Origin of the sequence: Clostridium sp. AF23-6LB (assembly GCF_003461085.1) — a bacterium.
Lineage (GTDB): Bacteria > Bacillota > Clostridia > Lachnospirales > Lachnospiraceae > Coprococcus > Coprococcus ammoniilyticus.
Genome location: NZ_QTWK01000004.1, coordinates 209,015 through 233,937, shown reverse-complemented (window position 1 = coordinate 233,937; position 24,923 = coordinate 209,015). Strand labels below are relative to the sequence as shown.

Genomic DNA, 24,923 nt, shown 5'->3' with positions numbered 1-24,923 from the left:
TATTTCTATATTGTATATTTGTTTGTAAAATGGAAAAATGAAGCTGAGAATGATGGCTGGTTGCTGATCATAGCGTGATGTGGTCATATATGAGCTTTTCGGACGGACAGAGTAAGAAGTATCAGGTTTCCACCAGCGGCAGTAATACTCTGACGGTGAAGATCTCGTCTTTTGCAAAGAACTGGAACTGACCATGATAGGAGTCGGCGATCGCAGCAATATTCTTAGTTCCGAAACCATGTCCTGTCTGCGTGGAGAAAGGCAGCCCATTTTGAAAAGCAACCGTTCCGATAAACGGATTGCTGATCTGGATCAGAAGCGTCTGATTCCGTTCGGCGAGCTGAACCTGTATGAATTTTTCCTCTGTTTCGATCGATGCATGGAGCGCATTTTCCAGAGCATTTGACAGAATCGCACATAGCTTTGTGTCGGACAGAGGAAGTTCCGCAGGGATAGAAGCCTGAACCAGCAGGGAGATGCCCTCTGATTCCGCTTTGGTATCATAGGCGGACAGAAGCAGGTTGATCAGCTCGTTTGAACAGAAGCGTTTTGGAGTGATTGCATCTAAGTCGGATTGGGCGGTTTGTATATAGTCCTGAATCTTATCCAGATTCCCGGTTCCTGCAAGTGCCTGCAAATAAGTAAAATGATGGCGCATATCATGGCGGTAGGAGGCTGCCTGTGTCTGCATGGTGCGCATATGATTCAGATCAATGGCAGCATGTGTAAGCTGCATATGAAGAGATTCTGCCAGGCGTTCTGCCTGTTCCTGTTCTTCCAGTTTATAATAATAATAAAAGATAAAAACAAAATAGAAAATGCAGCAGATGGACGGCATGAACTGAACTACAAATTCGTTGCTGGTATAAAGCATATCGGTATAAATCGTAGAGGCATAATCGAAAAGATAGTAGCAGAGCGGAAGAATGCCAAGAATATAGACGGATTTATTTGCTTTTGGCATAAAATGCTGCGTCAGATTTGCTTCATAGTGGTATAGGAAATAAAAGGTTACAAAGGCACATCCGACATAAACGATCGTATAGATGATCTTATTGTCAGAAAATAAGCGAACGGCCAGTCCGCACCAGAGAGGAATCTGGCAGCACATATAGGCAGTTAAGACACTGACGATTGAAGTGATCCATGAGCATTTGTATATCAGCCAGAGAAAAAGCACCAACGGAAGATGTACAACGACCGGATACAGCCCTCTGGAGATCTCCTGTCCGAAGACTGCGAAAGAAATGATCTGAAGTATTCCGTCGAGGGCACAGAAAACAGACAGAGAGAGTATATTTTTCCGGTTAAAAGGAACACCGGTAAAACATACGCTTGCTGCTGAACCAAAGAGGAATACGGTAATAAAATAAATACTGTCGCAGAGGAAGCTCATATCATTGTCTCCTTATTATTTTCCAAAAGAGTTCGTATAGGCAAAATTTAAAAACTGTTCCGAAATCTTCATGTAGTTATTTCTGGAAAGCGGAATCTTCTGGCCGTCTGTCAGGATGATATCGCTTTTCGTAACATATTGAATGTAATTCATATTTACCGCATAAGAACGGTGTGGATATATAAAGTCCGGATAGGCTTTCAGAATATCCTGAAATTCCGTAAAGGTCATTACGGCAGAGATCATGGTCTGATCTGCCAGATGTAAGGTGATGGTTCTGTGTGTGACCTCACCATAGACCAGAGAGGATACCCGGATCCGGCTGTACTGCTTCTCTGTCGTATAAATGATGAAGCTTGCGGTATCTTTCTCATCCAGTTCGGCAAGAATGGAATCTATGGAGGCAAAAAATTTTTCTTCGGTTATCGGTTTTAACAGATAGTTCTGGGCTTTTACTTCGTAGCTGTCTACCGCATATTCCGGAGAACTTGTCAGGAATATGATCTCGGTATCTGTTCCGGAAGCTCTGATATTTCTCGCAATCTCAATTCCGTTTTCTCCTGGCATTAAAATGTCCAGGATCGTAATATCAAATCGTTTTCCTTGATCGATGGCATCCAGTAATGAGAAGCCATTTTGAAATATATGAATCTGAAGCGGTGTGGCATGAAGCTCCTGATATCGTTTGAAAAGCGCTGCCAGTATCTGCCGTTCCTGTTTGCTGTCGTCACAAATCGCTATATGTATCAAAAAATCTACTCCTTATCATGGCTTAACAAATATATGATAAGCCGGTCGTTGATCGTCATTTGTACAGGCGTACTCATTGACCTGAGTTCATTATAGCATAGTTCTGATCAAATCGACGGATATTTCATGCGCATATAGTGACATTTCATGTAGCGGATGCAAAAAATTAAAATCTGTTGTAGAATGTGGAGCTGCTTCATGATAGACTGAAAATATCAAGAGAACCCGGATCAATGGAGGCTTAATTATGGGAAAAGTACGATTAAATGATAATACAGAAATAGTTGCAGCTGTAAAAGAAGGACTAAAAAGGAAGAATGGATATTGTCCGTGCAGGCTTGAAAAAATACCGGAGAATAAATGTATCTGTAAGGAATTCCGGGATCAGATCAATGATCCGGAGTTTGAGGGATACTGCCATTGTCAGTTATATTACAAAGAAAAGTAAACTAATATATGAATTATTATTAGAACAGACAAACCTGTTCGTCAAAATAAACATAAAAATATTAATAAATCCAAAAAAATTGCTAATAAATCCAAAAATATTCTATTCTTTCTTTCTGCTTGTCACATTATAATGAATTTAGTCAATGAGACAGAGCGAAAAATAAACAAAATGTACAAACAGGAGGAATGAAATATGAGAAAGAAAAAAATTATAGCTGTCGTTGCAGCAGCAACACTTGCATTATCAATGGTAGGATGTGGATCAGGCGGATCAGGCGGATCAGGCGGAAGCAGCTCAAGCGGAGTTGCAAATAAGGATAAGCCACTTTGCTGGTTCAACCGTCAGCCATCCAACAGCTCAACAGGAGAACTTGATAAGGAAGCATTAAGCTTCAACAAAGATACTTATTATGTAGGCTTCGATGCTAACCAGGGTGCTGAGCTTCAGGGTCAGATGGTACTTGATTATATCAAAGCAAATGCAGCAACAATCGACCGTAACGGTGATGGTGTTATCGGATACGTTTTAGCAATCGGTGATATCGGACACAATGACTCAATCGCTCGTACTCGTGGTGTTCGTTCAGCACTTGGCACAGGAGTTGATGCAAATGGTGCAGTTGATTCAACACCTGCAGGTACAAACGTAGACGGATCAGCAAAAGTTGTTCAGGATGCAAAGCTTGATGTAGGTGGTAAGACATATACAATCCGTGAGCTTGCTTCACAGGAAATGAAGAACTCAGCAGGTGCTACATGGGATGCAGCAACAGCAGGAAACGCTATTGGAACATGGACAGCTTCATTCGGTGATCAGATTGATGTAGTTGTTTCAAATAACGATGGTATGGGAATGTCAATGTTCAATGCATGGGCAAAGGATAACAAGGTTCCTACATTTGGATACGATGCTAACAGCGATGCAGTAGCAGCTATTGCAGAAGGTTACGGCGGAACAATTTCACAGCATGCAGATGTTCAGGCTTACTTAACACTCAGAGTTCTTCGTAACGCACTTGATGGTGTAGACGTTGATACAGGTATCGGTACAGCAGATGAAGCCGGCAACTGCTTAACAGAAGGTGAAGATTACAGATATAGCGAGGAAGAAAGATCATACTACGCATTAAACGTAGCAGTAACTGCTGAAAACTATCAGGATTTCACAGATTCAACAAAGGTTTATGACAAGGTTTCAAAACAGCTTGATTCAAGCAAGAGCCCAACAAAGAAAGTATGGCTTGATATTTACAACGCTTCAGATAACTTCTTAAGCTCAACATACCAGCCACTTCTTGAGAACTACGATGATCTGCTCAACCTGAAAGTAGATTACATCGGTGGTGATGGTCAGACAGAGTCTAACATTACAAACCGTCTTGGTAACCCGGGCGAATATGACGCATTTGCGATCAACATGGTTAAGACAGATAATGCAGCATCATACACAACACTTCTTAACAAATAAGATAACGGATCGGCAGGCAATAATGATTTAACTCAGAGGGGTGTCAGATACAAGATTTGATACCCTTCTTTTACTAAGAAAGGGAAGTAGAGATATGGCAGAAGATAAGAATAAATACATCTTATCGATTCAGGGCATGAGCAAATCATTCGGTAGAAACAAGGTTCTGGATCACATCAATCTGAATGTGAAACCGGGTTCGATCATGGGTCTTATGGGTGAGAACGGTGCCGGAAAATCGACAATGATGAAATGTCTCTTCGGAACCTATCAGAAGGACGAAGGAACTATAATATTAGATGGTAAAGAAGTAAACTTCTCAGGTCCAAAGGATGCCCTTGAAAACGGAGTTGCAATGGTTCATCAGGAGCTTAACCAGTGTCTTGAAAGAAGCGTTGTGGACAACCTGTTCCTGGGACGTTACCCAAAGAATTCCCTCGGTGTGATCGATGAGGGCAGAATGAAAAAAGAAGCTTCGGATCTGTTCAGAAAGCTCGGTATTACCGTAAATCTGACACAGCCGATGAAGAAAATGTCAGTATCGCAGCGTCAGATGTGTGAGATCGCAAAGGCTATTTCTTACAACTCAAAAGTAATTGTACTTGATGAGCCGACATCTTCACTGACAGCACCTGAGGTTGCAAAGCTGTTCAAGATGATGAGACAGTTAAAAGAACAGGGTATTTCCCTGATTTATATATCACATAAAATGGATGAGATCTTCGAGATCTGTGACCAGATATCCGTTCTTCGAGATGGTAGTCTGGTAATGACAAAAGACAGTAAGGACACAAACATGAACGAACTGATCTCCGCAATGGTTGGTCGTTCCCTTGACAATAGATTCCCACCTGTAGACAATGAGCCTGGTGAGACAGTGCTCTCCGTACAGAACCTGTCAACAAAGTATGCACCAAAGCTTCAGAACATTACATTTGATGTTAAGAAAGGTGAGATTTTCGGACTGTATGGTCTGGTAGGTGCAGGTCGTACAGAGCTCCTTGAAACCATATTTGGTATGCGTACAAGAGCAGCAGGAAATGTACTTTATAATGGCAAGATGATGAACTTCTCATCACCAAAGGATGCCATGGATCATGGTTTTGCCCTGATCACAGAGGAAAGAAAAGCAAACGGACTTTTCCTGAAAGCAGATATCACATTTAATACAACAATTGCAAATATGAACCATTATAAGAGCGGAATCGCACTTAGCCATGACGATATGGTTCGTGCAACCGCAGAGGAGATCAAGGTCATGCATACAAAATGTATGGGACCGGATGATATGATCGCAAACCTCTCCGGTGGTAACCAGCAGAAGGTTATCTTCGGTAAATGGCTGGAGCGTTCGCCTAACGTATTTATGATGGATGATCCTACAAGAGGTATTGATGTAGGAGCCAAGTACGAGATCTATGAACTGATCATCAACATGGCAAAGCAGGGTAAAACGATCATCGTTGTATCCTCAGAGATGCCTGAGATCCTTGGTATCACAAACCGTATCGGTGTTATGTCGAACGGTCATCTTGCAGGAATTGTAAATACAAAAGAGACCAACCAGGAAGAATTATTAAGACTTAGTGCGAAATATTTGTAATAGAGAGGAGTTTTGGTTATGGCAGATAAAAGTAAGATCCTTTCGGCTGATGCTGAAGCAGCGCTTTTAAAGCCGATTGATGAATATGTAGGAAAAATACAGTCACAGATCGATGCACTCCGTGTAGACGGATCTGACAAGGTTCAGAGCTATAAGAACCAGATCGCAATTGCGAAGGAAGACAAGAACTTATCAAAGGATGAGAGAACAAAAGCAGTTGCAGCAGCAAAAGCCGGACTGGAAAAGGCGAAGAGTGTAGAAGCAGCAAACAAGGATAAGGTATCCAAGTTGATCGCAGAAGCAGAAAAGTACCTTTCCGAGAATTATAACAGCAAATACTATGATAAAGTAGTTGCAAGCTGCGAGGCAGAAAAAGCAGCAGAAAACGAAGCGTATGAGAAGGTTCGTGCAACGATCAAGACAGAGCACGAACAGACACTTGCCAAACTGTCCGCTGCAGACGAGATCAAAGATGAGAAATATGTATATAAGAACAGATTATTTGATGCACAGATGTCTCACGAATCCAGATTACAGGAGATTAAGGACAGAAAGCATGATGCATTTGCACATAAGTTCCATCTGATCGATCTCTTACGGATGTCCAAATACACATTTGGTCAGAAGCAGGCTCAGAAGATCGAGAATTACAAATACACATTTAATACATCCCAGTTCCTTTATAAGAACGGTCTGTATATCGTAATCATCCTGATCTTCATTGCACTTTGTATTATCACACCAATCGTTAAGAATACACAGTTATTAACCGTTACCAATATCCTGAATATCTTACAGCAGGCATCTCCTCGAATGTTCCTTGCACTCGGTGTTGCCGGTCTGATCTTACTTACAGGTACTGACCTTTCCATCGGACGTATGGTAGGTATGGGTATGGTTACAGCAACTATCATCATGCATAACGGCCCTAACACAGGTGGCGTATTCGGACATATCTTTGATTTCTCAAATATTCCGGCCGCTCCTAGAGCAATTCTTGCCCTGGTAGCCTGTATAATTCTTACAACAGTATTTGCAAGTATCGCAGGTTTCTTCATGGCGAAGTACAAGATGCATCCTTTCATCTCGACCATGGCGAACATGCTGATTATCTTTGGTTTAGTAACATACGCAACAAAGGGTGTATCATTCGGTGCGATTGATTCTTCCATCCCTAGCATGTTCATCCCTACATTTGGCAGCTTCCCATCTATTATTCTTTGGGCAATTGTAGCAATCATTGTTGTATGGTTCATCTGGAACAAGACAACATTTGGTAAGAATCTGTACGCTGTAGGTGGAAACCCGGAAGCAGCAGCAGTTTCAGGTATCTCAGTATTCAAAGTAACACTTGGCGCATTCATCCTTGCAGGTATCCTTTACGGATTCGGTTCATGGCTTGAATGTAACAGAATGGTAGGTTCCGGTAGTGCTGCTTATGGACAGGGCTGGGATATGGATGCCATTGCAGCCTGTGTAGTTGGTGGTGTATCATTTACAGGTGGTATCGGTAAGATCTCCGGTGTTGTAACTGGTGTACTTATCTTCACATCATTAACATACTCACTGACAATCCTTGGTATTGATACAAACCTTCAGTTCATTTTCGAAGGTATCATCATCCTTGCGGCTGTAACTCTTGACTGTCTCAAGTATGTACAGAAGAAGTAAGGAAATGTAATAATCGCTCACAAAAAAAACGATATAAATCAAAAGCCGCTCCGTTCGTCTTTGATATGCTTTCTGTCAGGCTGACAGATGCAGGCTCCAGACTGAACGGGGCGGCTTTTAAAATATCAGGAGTACGCTGCTATTTTATTTGGGATATATACGGTAAAACGGGATTTTGGGGTTCATTCTGAACGTAGATTTGTTATAATAAGGAACAGATAGAAAGAATAAAAGAGGAATGAGATATGGATAATTATAAAGTGGTACTCGTCGATGACGAGGTGGAAGTAATCGATGCGATCGAACAGAGAATTCATTGGGATATATTAGGATTTGAAGTCGTTGGAAGTGCGACAAATGGTGTGAAAGCACTGGAGCTTGTGGAGAAGCAGCAGCCGGATGTCGTGATAACGGATATCAAGATGCCATATATGGATGGACTGGAGCTTGCCAGAAGATTGAATAAAGAATATCAGAATATCCATATCATCATTTTTACAGGATTTGATGAGTTTGAATATGCGAAGGAAGCGGTTCATCTGGAAGTAGAGGAATACATGCTGAAACCGATCAATGCGCTGGAGCTTACGGAATGTATGAAACGATTGAAAAAGACGCTGGATAAGGAGAGAGAAGAACGTCTGAATGTAACAAAGCTTGAGAATTATCTAAAGGATTCCCTTCCGGTGCTTCAGACGAATCTGTTTGTTTCGTTGATCGAGGGTCGTGTAAATGAAGAATATTGCGAGAAATTTTTGAATGCGTATCAGATCGATATAAAAGGACCGTATTATTGCTGTGCGATCTTTCATACCTCGGAGCATCATGTTCCGGATGGTATGAATCCATTGCTGCTTGCCATGTCAGTCGAGCATGAGATCAAGGATCGTTTAGCACCGGAATGGAAGAATCATATGTTCACATATCTGGGAAATGCACTTATGATCATAGAACTGGAAACGGAAGAAATGGTAGTTGCATTTACAGATGCCTGTGACCGATTCTGCAAATGGGCATATCGTGTTATGGGAGCTGTTGTGACTGCGGGAATCGGAAGAGTCTGTGACAATCTGATCAGCGTTAATTCTTCTTATGATGGAGCAAGAGAAGCAGTTTCTTATCGTGTATTATATGGAACGAGCCGTGCGATCAATATTGGTGAGATCGCACCGAAGGAGCAGGAGATCCTGATCCAGCCGGAGGATACAAAGATGCATGATCTGTTCAAGGCTATTCATCTGGGAGTACCGGAGACACTTGAACAGTCGGTGCGGAAGGAAGTGGAGAAGCTTCATAATAATGCGCAGACCGTGAACCAGTATAACCTTGCGATCATGGAGATGGTGGGAGCATTTTATCGATTCTGTGCTAATAATTTTATAGATTTTAATGAGTTTTGCGGTAATGTCGGAAATCCATACGAACGTGTACCGGAGATGGATGAAAGCACATTAACTGCGTGGATGATCGATTCGGCAAAAGCCATCAGTGAGGAGCTGAAAAATGCCAGAAACAGTACATCGAGACGTATGGTTACAGATGCGCAGAATCTGGTGCATGACAGGTATATGGAGCCGAATCTTTCCCTGGATACCGTGTGCTCGGCACTTGGAGTATCGAATTCTTATTTTTCCAGTGTATTTAAAAAAGAGACAGGAAAAGCATTTGTAACATATCTGACCGATTACCGGATGGATCATGCGGCAGAACTGATTCTCGAAACGAATGAGAAAAGTTATCAGATTGCAGAGCGGGTCGGTTATCTTGATGCAAATTATTTCAGTTATGTATTTAAGAAGCGTTTTGGGGTTTCGCCATCCAAATACAGAACGGAGCATCTGAAAAAATAAAGGGTAAATAAGGGGAAGCGTGTTGAAGGATATAAGAAAGAATAAAAAGAAGAAAAATGAAAGTTCTATTATCGGACGTCTTCGGGGGTGGTTTTATCACGGCAGATTTATAGGTTTTGATATTCAGTCGATCATTATGACGGTGCTTACTGCCCTGACGATTATCACAACCGTTATCATGGGTCTGCTGTTGTATAATCGTTTTAAGATGGCAATTAAGCAGACTGCGGTCACGAATACGGAAAATATGGTGGAAAATACTGTTGAAAAGCTGGATGCGGATCTGTTAAATGTGCGTCAGATTACGAATGCGGTGAATTATAATATTATTCAGGAATATGATATTTCCAGTCGGGATTTTAACCGGCAGTTCAGTCTGTTATATGAGATTAATGCCGATAAAATCCAGAGTATGGCGTTATATGATGATAAAGGAAATCTTCTTACGGCAGAACCGGTCGCGGTACAGAAGGATGCTGTGGAACCGTCGGAGCAGGACTGGTATCAGGATGCAGAGGCAGATATCGAGAATATTCATTTCTCTATACCGCATATCCAGAATCTGTTTGTCGATGGCACATATCGATATTACTGGGTTGTATCTCTCAGCCGTTCGGTTGATATCAACGATGGTGAGCAGCCGGGAAGTGGTGTCCTTCTGGTCGATATGAAATATTCGGTGATAGAGAATACATTGGCACGGATCAACGATGCGTCAAATGGAATCTATTATTACCTGTGCAGCCGTGATGGTCAGATGATCTATCATCCTCGCGGAACCGATATGGACAGAGGATATTTCAAAGAAGAATACAGGGATGCAGCAACCTATGAGGATGGAACATATGAACTTACGGTCAATGGCAGGACAAGCAATGTGATCGTAAACAGTGTTGCTTATACCGGATGGAAGGTGGTCGGTGTAGTACCGGAAAGTGTACAGATCGCGAGCATCAACCGATTCCGGTATTATATCATTACAACGGTTATCATTCTTATGATGATGCTTTTAGGAGTGAACCGTATTATTTCGAAGAAGATATCCAGGCCGATTCTGAAGTTAAATGAATCAGTAAAAGCATATGAGGCAGGTGGTCCGACAGATATCTACATCGGTGGATCATCTGAAATCCGCCATCTGGGATATTCCGTTCAGAAATCCTATGAACAGATCGAAGCTTTGATGCAGGAGATCATACGGGAACAGACGGAGCGAAGAAAGAGTGAAATGGATGCGTTGCAGAGCCAGATCAATCCGCATTTCCTTTACAATACTCTGGAATCCATCACATGGATGGTAGAAGCAAAGAAGAATCTGGATGCGGTGTTTATGATCTCCGAGCTTGCAAAGCTGCTCCGTATCAGTCTGTCAAAGGGCAGAACGGTGATCAGAATATCGGATGAGATCCAACATAGCAGAAGTTATATGAATATTCAAAAAGTTCGATATAAGGAGCGTTTTCAGATCGAATTTGATATTGATGAAGAGATTAATGAGTACTGTACAGTAAAGCTGATCGTTCAGCCGATTCTTGAAAATGCCATTTATTATGGTGTAGGGAATATGGATGAGGATGACGGCGGCAAAATCACGATCCGGGGAGAGAAAAAGGACGACGATATATATATTTCCGTAGAAGATAATGGTATGGGAATGAATGAGGACATTGTAGAGAATATATTAAAAGATAATAACAAAGTACCAAAACATGGTTCAGGTGTCGGTCTGATCAATGTTCATTCCAGAATTCAGTTGATGTTTGGAAATGAATATGGTCTGGAGGTTTACAGTGAGCCGGACGAGGGTACAAGGATTGTGATCCACATACCGGCTATTCCATATACAGAGGAGAATCGGGAACAGCTTGAAACACAAAATTATGGAAAGGGGAGAGTGACAGATGAAGAGAAATAGAATTACTTTCCTCATAGCAGAGCTGATCCTGGTTGCCATTGCCGGTATATTTATCAACCGGATCTTTCGGGAAGATAATCCACAGAAACGTGTGGCAGTTATTCTTCCGGATTCCGGTAATACCAGATGGGAAGGTCTGGTTAATGGACTGAAGCAGTCTGCGCAGGTAAATAATATTCATTTGATCATCTGTAATACAGATGAGATCGTAAGTGTAGATGATGAAAAAGAGCTGATCGATGAACAGCTTGAAAATGATGTGGATGCATTTATCATCTGTCCGGCTCCCGGAACAGATACAAAAGATATGCTTACGTCTTTGCAGGCGGAGAAAGAGACCTTTGTTCTGATAACGGAGGATGCATATATGGCAGATGACACAGAATCGACCGGATTTGTAACGATAAAGCCGGATAACTATCAGATCGGCTATACTCTCGGCAGGCAGATCATAAAAAATGATACAGATAAGTCGGGAGGCAAGAAGATCGGAGTGATTGTTGGACGGGCAGAGACTGAGGCAAGTGTCAGCCGTGTAAAGGGACTTACCGATGCACTTGCAGGATATAACTGTGAGTTTGCCTGGACGTATAATCAGAATAGCGGTAAAGATACCTGTAAGGCGGTGGATTCCCTGGAAGCGGTTGATTATATAGCAGCTATGGATACAGAAGCTCTCGATACACTCGGAGAAAATGCTGAAAATGGGTATTATAAAGGGGCAGAAATATATGGGGTAGGTACAAGCATGAAATCCATAGCCCTGCTTGATTACAACAAGATTAAATGCCTTGTTGTGCCGGATGGGTACAGCATCGGTTATGAGAGTGTAAATGAGATCGCAAAGAAACTTGGACGACCATTATATACATTAAAAAGTCATGAAGAAGCGATACGGGTAATCTATAAGGATGACCTGTTTTCGGAAGAGACAGAAAGGTTTTTATATTCGTATGAATAGAAAGAAAATAAGAAAAATAATAGCCTGTATATGCATATTGGCAGTTATGGTGTCTCTGGTATCCTGCGACAGCAGGAAAAATCAGAAAGACAGAACTCTGCGGGTCGGCGTTGTTACGTATACGCCGGATGATCCGTTTATCAACGCAATGACAGATATATTGAAGGAGGATCTGAAAGCATTAGAAGCAAGTGATATGAAGGTTATCGTATCAGTCAGAAGCGGAGATAACAGTCAGCAGGAGCAGGATGAAGTGGTGGAGGAAATGATCGATGCCGGATGCGATGTGCTTTGTGTAAATCTGGTCGATCGAACTGCTCCGTCAAATATTATAAGACTCGCAAGACAGAATAATATTCCGGTGATTTTCTTTAACAGAGAGCCGGTAAGAGAGGATCTGCTGCAATGGGATAAGCTGTATTATGTCGGATGTGATGCAGCACAGTCCGGCGAGATGCAGGGGGAGATTGCTGCGGAATATATAAAGAATCATCCGGAGGTGGATCGCAATCAGGATGGTAAGATCCAGTATGTACTCTTAGAGGGTGAAGCCGGACATCAGGATGCGATCAGCCGGACAGACTGTTCGGTAAAGACCATTCTTGAAAATGGTGTGAAGCTTGAGAAACTGACCTATCAGTTTGCAGACTGGAACCGCGCACAGGCAGAGAACCGAATGAGCCGGTTGATCAGTCAATATGGGGATCAGATAGAAATGCTTATTTCCAATAATGATGAGATGGCACTCGGTGCAGTCGAGGCTTATAAGAATGCCGGATATATGCAGAGTGATTATCCGGTCATCTTTGGTATCGATGGATTAGATGATGCGCTGGAAGCTGTTCGGCTGGGCACTATGCAAGGAACTGTCTATAATGACAGAGAAGCACAGGCAAGAAAGATTGCACTGATTGCAGTAGCCTTGTTCCGTGGAAATGATGTGAGAGTATTAGGACTTGAGGATGAACGGTATTATATGGCACAGTATCGTAAGGTCGATGTTAATAATGTGGATGAATTTTTGCAAAAATAGCTATGCAGCAGGAGGTTTGCAGGTATGCAGGATATATGGATTGAATCTTTTTATAATGAAATTGATGCTGAGAAACGACAGGCATTTCTAAAAGAACATACAGGAGATCCAAAGGACGAATTGGACGCATTTCGAGAGAAGCTCTGGATTGCCCGGTATGGCAAACGAAAACCAAAGAATGATGCATTTGTGGGCTATCTGATGCAGATGAAATATATCGCAGAAGGTGGCGGCATGAGCCTTGGCGCACAGAAAAGAAAGCAGGCTGCGGAAGTCCTGACAGGTTTATTCCTCGGAAACTATGACAATCTGGATATCGAGAAGCAGGAAATGATATTTTATGAGATTAAAAATGCTTTCCTGAAGCTGATCGGTGTCAGCAAGAACGGACGTGGATTTACTTCTGTTGTATTTGGCATGGGGCAGTTATCCGATGAAAGTGTAGCAAAGAAGATCGCAGATCAGGTCAGCACGATCGCATTTGCCACACCGCATATGCTTCATATGGATAAGGAGTTTGCGGTATTCCAACAGGCAGCACTTGAAGCCTTTCGACAGGAATTCCCGAACCGGGAGCATTTTCTGAAGAAGTAGGGGTGTCCGTGATATGGTGTTGGATAGTTATCAGGACATGCAGGATATTGTTAAATATGCGGTTATAAAAAGAGCGTTATAGGATAAAAAAGCCAGATAAACATTAATTATTGTGTTTATCTGGCTTTTTAATGATTCTTTATGCATTCTCCTGTGTAGCAGCACCTTCGTATACGGCTTCGTTTGTAAGTTCGATGCCGAGCTTCTTAAAGGTTGTCATGTCGACTGCGGACAGGATCGATGATACATGGAGCTGGCAGCCGGACAGCTTTGGAAGCTGTTCTAATGCATGCTTTGCATTTGAATCGGATACAGCACACATGGATAATGCGATCAGAACTTCGTCGGTATGAAGACGCGGATTCTTGCTGCCAAGGTATCCGGTCTTTAAGTGCTGAATCGGTTCTATAAAGGTACGTGAGATCAGATGTGTATTTTTATTAATGTTTCCAAGTACCTTAATTGCATTTAACAATACGGCAGATGCAGGACCGAGCAGATCGGAAGTAGAACCGGTAACGATCGTTCCGTCCGGCAGTTCTAAGGCTGCGGCGGCGGAACCATTTTCCTGTGCAAGGTTATTTGCAACCGGAACAACAGCACGATCATTGACAGTGATCTTTGCCTGCTTCATGATAAGTTCCTGTTTGTATACTTCGTCTTTGGTCGCTTCGTCTTTGACGAAACGGTTCAGAGACTGGTAATATCGTCTGATAATTTCCTGCTTGGATGCTTCTCTGCAGGCTTCGTCGTCAATGATGCAGTTTCCCGCCATATTTACACCCATATCGGTCGGGGATTTGTATGGACAGTAACCATAGATTCCTTCGAACATGGAAGCCAGAACCGGATAGATCTCGATATCACGGTTGTAGTTGACGGTTGTTTCACCATAAGCTTCCAGATGGAAAGGATCGATCATGTTGACATCATTTAAGTCTGCGGTAGCGGCTTCATAAGCCAGATTGACCGGATGCTTAAGTGGGATATTCCAGATCGGAAAAGTCTCAAATTTGGCATAGCCGGCCTTGATGCCACGCTTGTTCTCATGGTACAGCTGTGACAGACAGGTCGCCATCTTGCCGCTTCCCGGACCCGGTGCGGTAACAATGACAAGCGGACGGGTTGTCTCTACATAATCATTTTTTCCATAGCCTTCATCACTTACGATATAGTCAATGTTATTCGGATAACCCTCGATGGAATAGTGATGGTAGACCTTGATGCCGATCGCTTCCAGTTTCTTCTGGAAAATATCGGCAGATGGCTGTCCGGCATATCGTGTGATAACCACGCTGCTGACATACAGCCCTTTCTTTTTATATACATCGATCAGACGGATAACATCCTGATCGTATGTGATTCCCAGATCGTGACGGATCTTATTGCGCTCGATATCGGCGGCGTTGATCGAGATGATCATTTCTGCCTGATCTGCAAGCTGTAAGAGCATCTGTAATTTGCTGTCCGGTGCAAATCCCGGAAGTACGCGGGAGGCATGATAGTCGTCAAATAATTTGCCGCCAAATTCCAGATATAGTTTATCTCCAAATTGTTCGATACGTTCCCTGATGTGTGCGGACTGCATGGACAGGTACTTGTCATTGTCGAAGCCAATGCGTTTCATTTTTTGAAATTCTCCTTCGTAAATTAATCAATATACGGTGGACACTTAAGAAAATGAAGTGCCCTATAAGAGAATACCACAGAGAGGGGAGAAAATATAGAGAAAATTTACTCAAGGCTTCGATTTTCCCCAATATCCTTCCACAGCTTCCTGATTTAGTCCTTCGCCTATGATGATCAGGATCGCCTGTCCATTTGGGATCGGTTTGATCTCGGTCTTCTGGTGGGTGACGTTGATGGATATCCAGTTTTCATCAGCGAGTTTTTGAAACCCTTTAATTCGGAAGACCTTACCACAGGCTGGATCGTGCAGGATTTTCTGGCAGCTTTCTTTTAAGAAATCCTCTGTAAAATCCATATTCATGAAGTACAGACTGTCGTAGGTCTGTTTGTCATCAAACCAGAGTTTCGTATAATTGGCATCCTGATAGCCGGATGAGAGGATTGCTTTATAGTCCTCATCGGTCAGATCTTTCCAGCCTTTTTCCAGAACAACCTGCTTTTGTGTGGACTTAGAGTGCAGAATGTCAAATGACTGTTTTACATAATCTTTGGTAGAGGCTAACTGTTCCGGTGTGACTTCTTGTGAGTGGCTGTATAAAACAGTGCCGGCCTGTGCCACCTGAGAAGCCAGAAGATAACGGGAAGCTTCGGAGAGATTCTGCTCCAGTGTGGCATCAATGATCGTGATAACATTTCCAATCGTGTACCAACGGTCAAGCGGATCTTCGTGCAGGACATCGAAGAATTCATCCATATCGAAGATGCCGGATGGCTCTACCAGAACGCGGTCATAACCACACATTCCCATTGCGATCAGCTTGGTTTTGAATCGTCTGCGGTGACAGTCAGCATCACAACCGCCGGCAACCATTTCCAGTGTACAGTTATCACCAAGGATATCCTGTAACAGCATGGCATCGACATTCACTGCACCAAAATCGTTTTCAAGAATGCCGATATTTAAGCCCTGATCGATCAAGTATTTGGCATATTTCCTTATAAAAGTAGTTTTACCGGAACCTAAGAATCCGGTGATCAAATCTATCTGAATCATAAAAATCACCTCTTGCTGTATTTGCAGATGATATTCGTGTATGCATTCGTAACCTATATGTTATTTGTGTATCTTAACTTGCCAATACAGGGGCATTTGAGGTCGCCGGTACTTGATGGCACATAAGTGGCATCTTAGTACCGCTGCAGACCGAAACGAGCGGAAGCGTCCCCTGATTGGGAATGTTAAGGATACACAAATATAGAAGTAGATAAGTGCACACACGAATACCATCTGCAATCACATTCTAGCATAGGCGGGGGAAAAAGAAAATCGAAGGAATGGGAAAAAGTTATCTTGTCTGAATCCCATCCATAAGGTATAGTAACCTTATCACGAAATAAACGGAAAAGGGTAAGACGAATGATTTTAAATGTAGAAAATTTGACACATGGTTTTGGAGACAGAGCCATTTTCAATAATGTATCTTTCCGGCTGCTTGCCGGTGAACATATCGGACTGGTTGGAGCAAATGGTGAAGGTAAAAGTACCTTTATGAATATTGTGACAGGAACACTTGCGCCGGATGAAGGTAAGGTGGAATGGAACAAGCATGTGCGTGTTGGCTATCTGGATCAGCATGCGGTGCTGGAAAAGGGAATGACGATCGAATCTGTGCTGAAGTCAGCATTTTCCTATCTGTTTGAGATGGAGGAGAAGATCAACCAGATTTATGACAGCATGGCGGATGCAACGGATGATGAGATCATGGAAATGATGGAGGAAGTCGGCACGCTGCAGGATCTTCTGACAAATCATGATTTCTATATGATCGATGCCAAGACGGAACAGGTAGCGAGAGCGCTGGGGCTTCTGGAACTTGGACTGGATCATGACGTAACAGATCTGAGCGGTGGTCAGCGTACCAAGGTTTTGCTTGCAAAGCTGTTACTTGAGAAGCCGGAGATTCTGTTGCTTGATGAGCCGACAAACTATCTGGATGCAGAACATATCGAATGGCTGAAACGGTATCTGCAGGAGTATGAGAACGCATTCATCCTGATCAGTCATGATATTCCATTTTTAAATGATGTCGTAAATATCATCTATCATATGGAGAATCAGGAGTTGAACCGCTATGTCGGCAACTATGACAAATTCTTGGAAGTATACGAGGCGAGAAAGGCACAGCAGGAGGCTGCTTACCGGAAACAGCAGCAGGAGATCAGCGAGCTGAAGGATTTCGTTGCCAGAAATAAAGCGCGTGTTGCCACAAGAAATATGGCGATGTCCAGACAGAAGAAGCTGGACAAGATGGATGTGATAGAACTTGCGAGGGAGCGCCCGAAGCCGGAATTTTATTTCAAAGAGGCGAGAACACCGGGCAAGATGTTATTTGAAACCGAGGATCTGGTGATCGGGTATGACAAACGGGCACCACTTTCCAAACCGATCAACCTGCGAATGGAGCGTGGAGAAAAGATCGCGATCGTTGGTACAAATGGTATAGGAAAGAGTACGCTGCTTAAGAGTTTGCTTGGAATCATCAAGCCGATATCCGGTACGGTACATCTGGGTGATTATCTGTATAAAGGTTATTTTGAACAGGAAATGGCCGGAACAGAAAATACCTGTCTGGAAGAAATCTGGCAGGAATTTCCGGGATTTTCACAGTATGAGGTGCGATCGGCACTTGCCAAATGTGGACTGACAACCAAGCATATCGAGAGTAAGGTAAAGGTATTAAGCGGTGGAGAGCAGGCAAAGGTACGCCTGTGTAAACTGATCAATCAGGAGACGAATCTGTTGATCCTCGATGAGCCGACAAACCATCTGGATGTGGATGCAAAGGACGAATTGAAGCGAGCATTGAAAGACTATCACGGTTCGGTTTTGTTAGTCTGCCATGAGCCGGTGTTCTATTCAGATATCGTGACAAAGGTGTGGAATCTGGAAGAGTACAGTGTGTTGACACTGTAATAAAGAAATAAATTTATAATCATGAGGTGAAGACTGTCTATAATCGGATGGGAATATAGACGGCTATAAATATGCTGACAGAGATAATACTGAATGACAAAGTGACAAATGAAAATATCCGGGTACAGGTTATAAGATCCGGGAGAAAAAGTCTCGGCCTGGAGGTGCGACCGGATGGAACGGTACTTGCAAGGATTCCGGCGAGATTATCTGACCGGGAATTAAAAGCATTTATAGAGAAACAACAGGATTGGATCTTAAAGAAGGTGGATCAGGTAAAAAAGCGTGCGGATGCACGAACGAAAATTAAGGTTCCATCTGTGGATGCGTTATCAGATGCAGAGATTCAGAAGATCAAGGATAAGATAGCAGATCGGGTAAAGTATTATTGTGCGGTTATGCAGGTGACAGTTGGGCGCATCACGATCCGCAACCAGAAGACCAGATGGGGAAGCTGCAGCAGTGCCGGAAATGTGAATTTTAATTATCAGTTATATTATCTGCCGGATGAATTACTTGACTATGTGGTAGTGCATGAGCTGGCACATAGACGACATATGAATCATTCCAAAGAATTCTGGTCAGAGGTAGCGCGGTATTGCCCGGACTATAGAGCGAGACGGAAGCAGTTAAAAGAATATCAACTGGCGAATTAAAAATTGAAATGTAAAGGAAGTTTAATATGGGATTATTTCGAAAAAAGAAAGAGCAGGCATCATATGACAGTCAGAGTAAACGACCGGTCATCAAATGCAGCATCTGCACCGGTGAACAGGTCGCTGGTTTTCAGGATATTCATAACGGAATATTTGAAGATATCATGTTGATCCGTGGAAAAGAAGATCTGAAAGTCTTCCGGAAAAAATATGGAATCCCGCAGGATGCGGAGATTCCAAAGATATATTGATTTTCTTTCATATTTTCAATATGATCGCCGAGTGTAACCCCGTCTTTGTTTATATCAATGTCTTTAATACCCATAATAGTACCTCCTGAAAAAATAGTTCCTATATTATCTATAATACAGAGTTCATAACAAATAGCAAAAAGGAGTTTAACAGTGACACAGGAAAATTTAGTAAGATTTGAGTTCCGAAATATTAAAAAGAATGAAGCAGAGCAAACAGCAGAGATCGAACGGATCTGTTTTCCTCCGAATGAGGCCTGCACTCCGGAGATGATGCATTTGCGTGTGGAGAAAGTGCCGGAAATGTTTCTGGTTGCGGTAAATAAAGCAACAGGTAAGATTGCCGGATTTATTAATGGTTTGTCTACAAATGAAACGGTTTTGCGTGATGAATTTTTTCAGAATGCAGATCTGTATGATCCTGCCGGAGAAAATGTAATGATCCTTGGTGTTGATGTTTTGCCGGAATATCGCAGGATTGGGCTGGCTTCCGAGATGATGGAATGTTATAAGAACAGGGAAAGACAGAATGGACGAAAGCGACTGATCCTTACCTGTCTGGAATCCAAGGTTGCCATGTACCGGAAGATGGGATATGAGGATAACGGCATGTCGGTTTCTTCGTGGGGCGGCGAACAGTGGCACGAGATGACGTGTAAACTGGAAAAGGGTATCCCGGAGGCAATTGCAAAGACAGCCTTGGAGCTTGGATAAGGAGAAAGAATATGCATACATTAGAAGCAGCCAGAAAATATGAAAAAGAATATGAAGTTGATGCTGATAAAAGACCGTTATTTCATGTGACACCACCGATCGGCTGGATGAATGATCCCAATGGATTTTCCGTATATAAGGGACAAATCCATTTGTTTTATCAATATCATCCATATAGCAATGTATGGGGACCGATGCATTGGGGGCATCAGGTAAGTGAAGATATGATAAGTTGGAAGCAGTATCCGACGGCACTTGCACCGGATATGGAATACGATGAGGAAGGATGCTTTTCCGGTTCGGCAGTTATGACAAATCTTGGACATGTGTTGTTTTATACAGGAGTCAGTAAAGATAAGAATGGTGGCTGCAATCTTCAGAATCAGTGTATGGCAGTTGGAGATGGTGTAGGTTATAAGAAGCTGAAGAACAATCCTGTTCTCACAGGAGCGGTGATGCCGGAGGGATTCAGCCATATTGATTTCAGAGATCCGAAGGTATGGGAAGAAGATGGTATTTACTATATGCTGACCTGCAGCCGGGATGCTCAGAATAAAGGAATGATCGCGTTATTTTCAAATTCTGAAATACATCAATATCTGGAAAAAACAGAGCTTACCGAACAGGAGACAGAAGCTTTTGAGAAAGTAGCAGGTTGTTGGAAATATGAAGGCGTATTTGCAGAGCACATGGAACGGTTAGGAAGCGTATGGGAATGTCCGGATTATTTCAGGTTGGACGGAAAAGATGTGCTGTTGTTTTCACCACCTGATGTACAGGCGCAGGGAAATGAACTGCATAATGGTAATAATGCGATCTATGTTGTTGGAACATATGATCATGCAAAAAAGCAGTTTCAAATGGGGCAGCCACATACACTTGATAAAGGTCTGGATTTTTATGCATCACAGACGACAGAACTTCCGGATGGAAGAAGAATCCTGATCGCATGGATGCAGTCATGGCATAATTCATTTATCCCGGATGGACAGGAGTGGCAGGGCATGATGACAATCCCAAGAGAATTATATCTGTCAGATGGCAGGATCATCCAGAAACCTGTGAAAGAACTGGAGCAATATCGGGTTCGGCCGGTTTCCTATTCGAATGAAAAGGTAGAAGGCGGGCAGAACTTTGATGGGATAAAGGGAAGAACGCTGGATATGACAGTAACAATAAAATCCGGTGAATTTCAGGAGTTTTATATTGATGTAGCAAAAGATGCAGAGCATTATACCAGAATTACATATAACAGAAGAAAATGGGAGATCGAAGTTGACCGGACCTTTGCCGGAATGAACCGGGATGTAGTCTGCATCAGGCGGGCAGAGGTAGAATCGGAAGCAGAACGGATAACATTACGGTTTATTCTTGACCGCAATTCGGTAGAACTGTTTGTGAATGACGGAGCGTTGTCAATGAGTACAGCAATTTATACGCCGCAGACAGCAGATGGCATTTCGTTTTTCTGTGATGGAAATGCAATAATCGATATAGAAAAGTTCGATATTGAGATTCCGATGAACAGATAAATTCTGATACCGGTTATAGATATAGTAATCTGAAATACCGACAATGCAATGAATCTATTTGACGGATAAACCATATGTAGTATAATAAATATGACCATTCGTTTAGAAATAAGTGCGGCATTTGCCGTATTACCCATGACTCTTTTTTCTATTGCGTAGGCAGAGCGGAGCTTTCAGGAGGTAGCGGATGGCCTTTTTATGTATATAGATCAGACAGGAGGAAGCACTACAATGAAGATGATATCGTGGAATGTGAACGGAATTCGCGCATGTGTTGGAAAGAATTTTATGGATTTCTTTAAAGAGGCAGATGCAGATATTTTTTGTATTCAGGAATCAAAAATGCAGGAAGGACAGCTTCAACTGGAGCTTCCGGGTTATTATCAATATTGGAATTATGCAGAGAAAAAGGGATATTCCGGAACTGCTATTTTCGCAAAGAAAGAGCCGTTGTCAGTGGCATATGGAATCGGTATAGAAGAACACGACCATGAGGGACGAGTCATCACACTCGAATATGATAATTTTTATATGGTTACTGTATATACGCCAAATTCACAGAATGAGCTTGCCAGACTGGACTATCGTATGAAGTGGGAGGATGATTTCAGAGAGTATCTGAAGCAGTTGGAACAGACAAAGCCGGTGGTAGTATGTGGGGATATGAATGTGGCACATACAGAGATCGATCTGAAAAATCCAAAGACCAATCGTAAGAACGCCGGATTTACAGATGAGGAAAGAGAAAAATTCAGTACCCTGCTTGACAGTGGATTTGTTGATACGTTTCGTTTTTTTAATCCGGACGCAGAAGGCATTTATTCCTGGTGGTCTTACCGTTTTAAGGCAAGAGAGAAGAATGCCGGATGGCGGATCGACTATTTTTTGACCTCAAAGGTTCTGGAATCCAGACTTGTGGATGCAAAGATCCATACAGAGGTGTTGGGTTCCGATCATTGTCCGGTAGAACTTGATATTGACCTGTAATGGTGCCATTTATAAGAATAAATGCATACTAATAGGCGAAAGCAAAGATTACAGCACTTGCGGGTGTAGAAGAATAGAAAAAATGATAAAAGGAGAAATTATATATGCCAGTTTTTGATTTCAGTGATAAACCGGTAAAGAATGAGGATACGGTTTGTACCTATACGGCATTTCAGTCAAATGCAAAGGAAAAGACACCGGAGGAACCGATTCTGGTGTTAGATAACAGTGAGAGACAGTGGATCCATCATGCGCTGGGCGTTTTTACAAATCCGGCAAAGCGTACTGCTTTTGAATTCAAGGAAAATGGGGAGACATTTTCAGCAGATATTTTAAAGATTGATTCCAGATTTGTCAGTCTGATCAAATGGCTGGGAGAAAATCATATCAGTGTACGTCTGTCCGGTAAAAATCTGGAAGACGGATATGCAGTATACAGAATCCGAGAGACAGCATTTGGTGGCGGAACCAAGTTATCTGCGGCAGATGGATTTTTACAGTTTATGATCGAACGACTGCTTGCAAGTACAGCATCAGAGGAAGTCGAGGAGGATGACGATGCAGACGAGGAAGGCGACGATATGAAGCTGACCAGTCTTCAGAGCATTTCTGATTTTATGACATGTGCGGGCAGAACGATGCCGGATAATATCCGTCTCTGGGCGAGAAGAAATCTTGCTGTTGCCAGATCAAATGAGGTGTCACCGGAGGAGCGTCGTCATGCACAGAGAGCACTCTCGATCATGATGAATATTCAGTGGAAGAGCAATTATTTTGAAGCGATCGATCCGGTTGAAGCAAGACGGATTCTGGATGAAGAATTATATGGAATGGAACGTGTAAAGCAGAGGATCATGGAGACGGTTATCCAGATCAACCGAACTCATACCCTTCCTGCTTATGGACTTCTGTTGGTCGGACCTGCCGGTACCGGAAAATCACAGATCGCGTATGCGGTTGCCCGTATTCTGAAACTGCCATGGACAACCCTTGATATGAGTTCGATCAATGATCCGGAGCAGCTTACAGGAAGCTCCAGAATCTATGCAAATGCAAAGCCGGGTATCATCATGGAAGCATTCTCGATCGCAGGAGAATCCAATCTGGTATTTATTATCAATGAGCTTGATAAGGCTGCATCAGGAAAGGGAAATGGAAATCCTGCGGATGTACTTCTGACTTTGCTTGATAATCTTGGATTTACAGATAACTATATGGAGTGTATGATCCCGACCGTTGGCGTATATCCGATCGCAACGGCAAATAATAAAGAAGATATCAGTGCGCCATTGATGTCACGTTTTGCGGTTATCGACATACCGGATTATACCTTTGAAGAAAAGAAGATCATTTTCAGTAAATTTGCATTGCCAAAGGTATTGAAGCGGATCGGTCTGAAAGAGAATGAATGTATCATTACAGAGGATGGGCTGGATGCGGTCATAGAAGAATTCAAGAATACCTCCGGTATCCGTGATCTGGAGCAGGCAGCCGAGCATCTGGCAGCAAATGCACTCTACCAGATCGAGGTAGATCATGTACCACAGGTGACCTTTGACGCGGAGGGCGTGAGACATTTGTTCCTGTAGGAGATTTCCTGTAGGAATGTTGCCGGACGGCTGTTTTTAGTTAAATGAAAATGGAGCGTAAGTAAAAATGATAAAATTAGTAGCAAGTGACGTGGATGGAACTCTTGTTCCTGACGGAACATTTGAGATCAATCCTGAGATCTATGATGTAATAAAGGCATTAAAAGAAAAGAATATAACTTTTGTAGCAGCAAGCGGCAGGCAGTATGCGAGCCTTAAGAAGTTATTTGCACCGGTTGCAGATCAGATCTTATATATCCCGGATAATGGCGGATTTGTCAGAGGAAGCAAGGGCGAAACATGGCTCAAACGTCCGATGGAGAAAGACCTGATCCGTGCGATCGTGGAGGATGCAGAGAAGCTGCCGGATGTAGAGCTGTTGCTCTGTGGAAGGGATTATGCCTATGTTGGAAGCGAGGATGGACGACTGTATAACTGGATGCGGGAAGCATATCGCTATGAGATCAAGGCAGTGCCGGATCTTACCGATATTAATGATGATATCGTGAAGATCTCGATATTTCACCCGGAGGATGCAGAGCGGATCGTAAAAGACTGGTTTTATGACAAATGGAAGGATACCATTCTACTGGCACCTGCCGGAGTTTACTGGGTAGACTGTTCGGAACCATCGATCAACAAGGGAAGTGCATTACAGTTTCTGCTTGATAAATATGAGATCAAACCGGATGAAGTTATGGTATTTGGTGATAATATCAATGACCTTGGTATGCTTGCCTGTGCAAAGGAAAGCTATGCGATCGGAAGTGCCAGAGATGAGGTAAAGCAGGTAGCAGCCCATGTAGCAGATACGATGCGCAATCAGGGTGTGATCAAGGTGTTAAAGGAGCAGCTGTTAAAATAAACTTAGACAGTAGTTGTGATTGAAAAAGGAGTGAA

At 42.7% G+C, this 24,923-nt stretch carries 21 protein-coding genes; 17 read left to right on the top strand and 4 right to left on the bottom strand.

The window, feature by feature from the left end; genetic code table 11:
- Window positions 1-121 precede the first annotated feature (121 nt).
- Window positions 122-1,396, bottom strand: a complete 1,275-nt coding sequence (locus DWY07_RS13450; RefSeq protein ID WP_242997339.1) for an ATP-binding protein — start codon at window positions 1,394-1,396, stop codon at window positions 122-124.
- A 15-nt stretch (window positions 1,397-1,411) separates the two neighbouring features.
- Window positions 1,412-2,146 carry a LytTR family DNA-binding domain-containing protein gene (locus tag DWY07_RS10525; protein ID WP_117823045.1) on the bottom strand — a complete coding sequence of 245 codons (735 nt, stop codon included), beginning with the start codon at window positions 2,144-2,146 and terminating at the stop codon, window positions 1,412-1,414.
- Window positions 2,147-2,393: 247 nt separating this feature from the next.
- On the opposite strand from DWY07_RS10525, the gene DWY07_RS10520 reads away from it, so the two are divergent.
- The 9 genes from DWY07_RS10520 (at window position 2,394) to DWY07_RS10480 (ending at window position 13,691) form a co-directional block, all read left to right on the top strand.
- Window positions 2,394-2,594: a ferredoxin thioredoxin reductase catalytic beta chain gene (locus tag DWY07_RS10520; RefSeq protein ID WP_117823043.1), complete on the top strand. Its 201-nt coding sequence runs from the start codon at window positions 2,394-2,396 to the stop codon at window positions 2,592-2,594.
- A 195-nt stretch (window positions 2,595-2,789) separates the two neighbouring features.
- On the top strand, window positions 2,790-4,064 hold the full coding sequence (locus tag DWY07_RS10515) for a substrate-binding domain-containing protein (protein WP_117808612.1): 1,275 nt from the start codon (window positions 2,790-2,792) through the stop codon (window positions 4,062-4,064).
- A 94-nt stretch (window positions 4,065-4,158) separates the two neighbouring features.
- Entirely contained in the window at window positions 4,159-5,667 is a 1,509-nt protein-coding gene (locus DWY07_RS10510) for a sugar ABC transporter ATP-binding protein (RefSeq protein ID WP_008402285.1), read from the top strand.
- 18 nt (window positions 5,668-5,685) lie between these two features.
- On the top strand, window positions 5,686-7,338 hold the full coding sequence (locus DWY07_RS10505) for a galactoside ABC transporter permease (protein ID WP_117808611.1): 1,653 nt from the start codon (window positions 5,686-5,688) through the stop codon (window positions 7,336-7,338).
- A gap of 245 nt (window positions 7,339-7,583) precedes the next feature.
- Complete coding sequence (locus DWY07_RS10500) at window positions 7,584-9,188, top strand: response regulator (RefSeq protein ID WP_117823041.1); 1,605 nt, start codon at window positions 7,584-7,586, stop codon at window positions 9,186-9,188.
- Window positions 9,189-9,207: 19 nt separating this feature from the next.
- Entirely contained in the window at window positions 9,208-11,103 is a 1,896-nt protein-coding gene (locus DWY07_RS10495) for a sensor histidine kinase (protein WP_181983915.1), read from the top strand.
- A complete protein-coding gene (locus tag DWY07_RS10490; RefSeq protein WP_117823039.1) occupies window positions 11,090-12,064 on the top strand; it encodes a substrate-binding domain-containing protein in 975 nt (324 codons plus the stop codon). Before DWY07_RS10495 ends, DWY07_RS10490 begins: the two co-directional genes overlap by 14 nt.
- On the top strand, window positions 12,057-13,097 hold the full coding sequence (locus tag DWY07_RS10485) for a galactose ABC transporter substrate-binding protein (protein WP_117823037.1): 1,041 nt from the start codon (window positions 12,057-12,059) through the stop codon (window positions 13,095-13,097). Before DWY07_RS10490 ends, DWY07_RS10485 begins: the two co-directional genes overlap by 8 nt.
- A 24-nt stretch (window positions 13,098-13,121) precedes the next feature.
- Entirely contained in the window at window positions 13,122-13,691 is a 570-nt protein-coding gene (locus DWY07_RS10480) for a DUF6553 family protein (RefSeq protein WP_117808607.1), read from the top strand.
- Window positions 13,692-13,830: 139 nt separating this feature from the next.
- On the opposite strand, the gene DWY07_RS10475 is transcribed toward DWY07_RS10480, so the two are convergent.
- Both DWY07_RS10475 and DWY07_RS10470 read right to left on the bottom strand, forming a co-directional pair.
- The gene (locus DWY07_RS10475) at window positions 13,831-15,318 is read right to left on the bottom strand and encodes a DUF1846 domain-containing protein (RefSeq protein ID WP_117823035.1); all 1,488 of its coding nucleotides are present in this window, start codon (window positions 15,316-15,318) and stop codon (window positions 13,831-13,833) included.
- 111 nt (window positions 15,319-15,429) lie between these two features.
- Complete coding sequence (locus tag DWY07_RS10470) at window positions 15,430-16,374, bottom strand: GTP-binding protein (protein ID WP_117823033.1); 945 nt, start codon at window positions 16,372-16,374, stop codon at window positions 15,430-15,432.
- Window positions 16,375-16,737: 363 nt separating this feature from the next.
- Between DWY07_RS10470 and DWY07_RS10465 the strand changes: the two genes are divergently transcribed.
- From DWY07_RS10465 to DWY07_RS10430, 8 genes are all read left to right on the top strand, one after another.
- Entirely contained in the window at window positions 16,738-18,294 is a 1,557-nt protein-coding gene (locus DWY07_RS10465) for an ABC-F family ATP-binding cassette domain-containing protein (RefSeq protein WP_117823031.1), read from the top strand.
- A gap of 71 nt (window positions 18,295-18,365) precedes the next feature.
- The gene (locus DWY07_RS10460; protein WP_179969997.1) at window positions 18,366-18,950 is read left to right on the top strand and encodes a M48 family metallopeptidase; all 585 of its coding nucleotides are present in this window, start codon (window positions 18,366-18,368) and stop codon (window positions 18,948-18,950) included.
- A gap of 26 nt (window positions 18,951-18,976) precedes the next feature.
- Window positions 18,977-19,201 carry an aspartate dehydrogenase gene (locus DWY07_RS10455; RefSeq protein WP_117823027.1) on the top strand — a complete coding sequence of 75 codons (225 nt, stop codon included), beginning with the start codon at window positions 18,977-18,979 and terminating at the stop codon, window positions 19,199-19,201.
- Window positions 19,202-19,354: 153 nt separating this feature from the next.
- The gene (locus DWY07_RS10450; protein ID WP_117823025.1) at window positions 19,355-19,915 is read left to right on the top strand and encodes a GNAT family N-acetyltransferase; all 561 of its coding nucleotides are present in this window, start codon (window positions 19,355-19,357) and stop codon (window positions 19,913-19,915) included.
- Between the two features lie 11 nt (window positions 19,916-19,926).
- Window positions 19,927-21,447: a glycoside hydrolase family 32 protein gene (locus DWY07_RS10445; RefSeq protein WP_117823023.1), complete on the top strand. Its 1,521-nt coding sequence runs from the start codon at window positions 19,927-19,929 to the stop codon at window positions 21,445-21,447.
- 231 nt (window positions 21,448-21,678) lie between these two features.
- Window positions 21,679-22,434 carry an exodeoxyribonuclease III gene (locus DWY07_RS10440; RefSeq protein ID WP_044945919.1) on the top strand — a complete coding sequence of 252 codons (756 nt, stop codon included), beginning with the start codon at window positions 21,679-21,681 and terminating at the stop codon, window positions 22,432-22,434.
- Window positions 22,435-22,538: 104 nt separating this feature from the next.
- Window positions 22,539-24,023, top strand: coding sequence for an AAA family ATPase (locus tag DWY07_RS10435; RefSeq protein ID WP_117823021.1), 1,485 nt, complete (start codon window positions 22,539-22,541; stop codon window positions 24,021-24,023).
- Between the two features lie 67 nt (window positions 24,024-24,090).
- A complete protein-coding gene (locus tag DWY07_RS10430) occupies window positions 24,091-24,888 on the top strand; it encodes an HAD family hydrolase (RefSeq protein ID WP_117808598.1) in 798 nt (265 codons plus the stop codon).
- Window positions 24,889-24,923 lie beyond the last annotated feature (35 nt).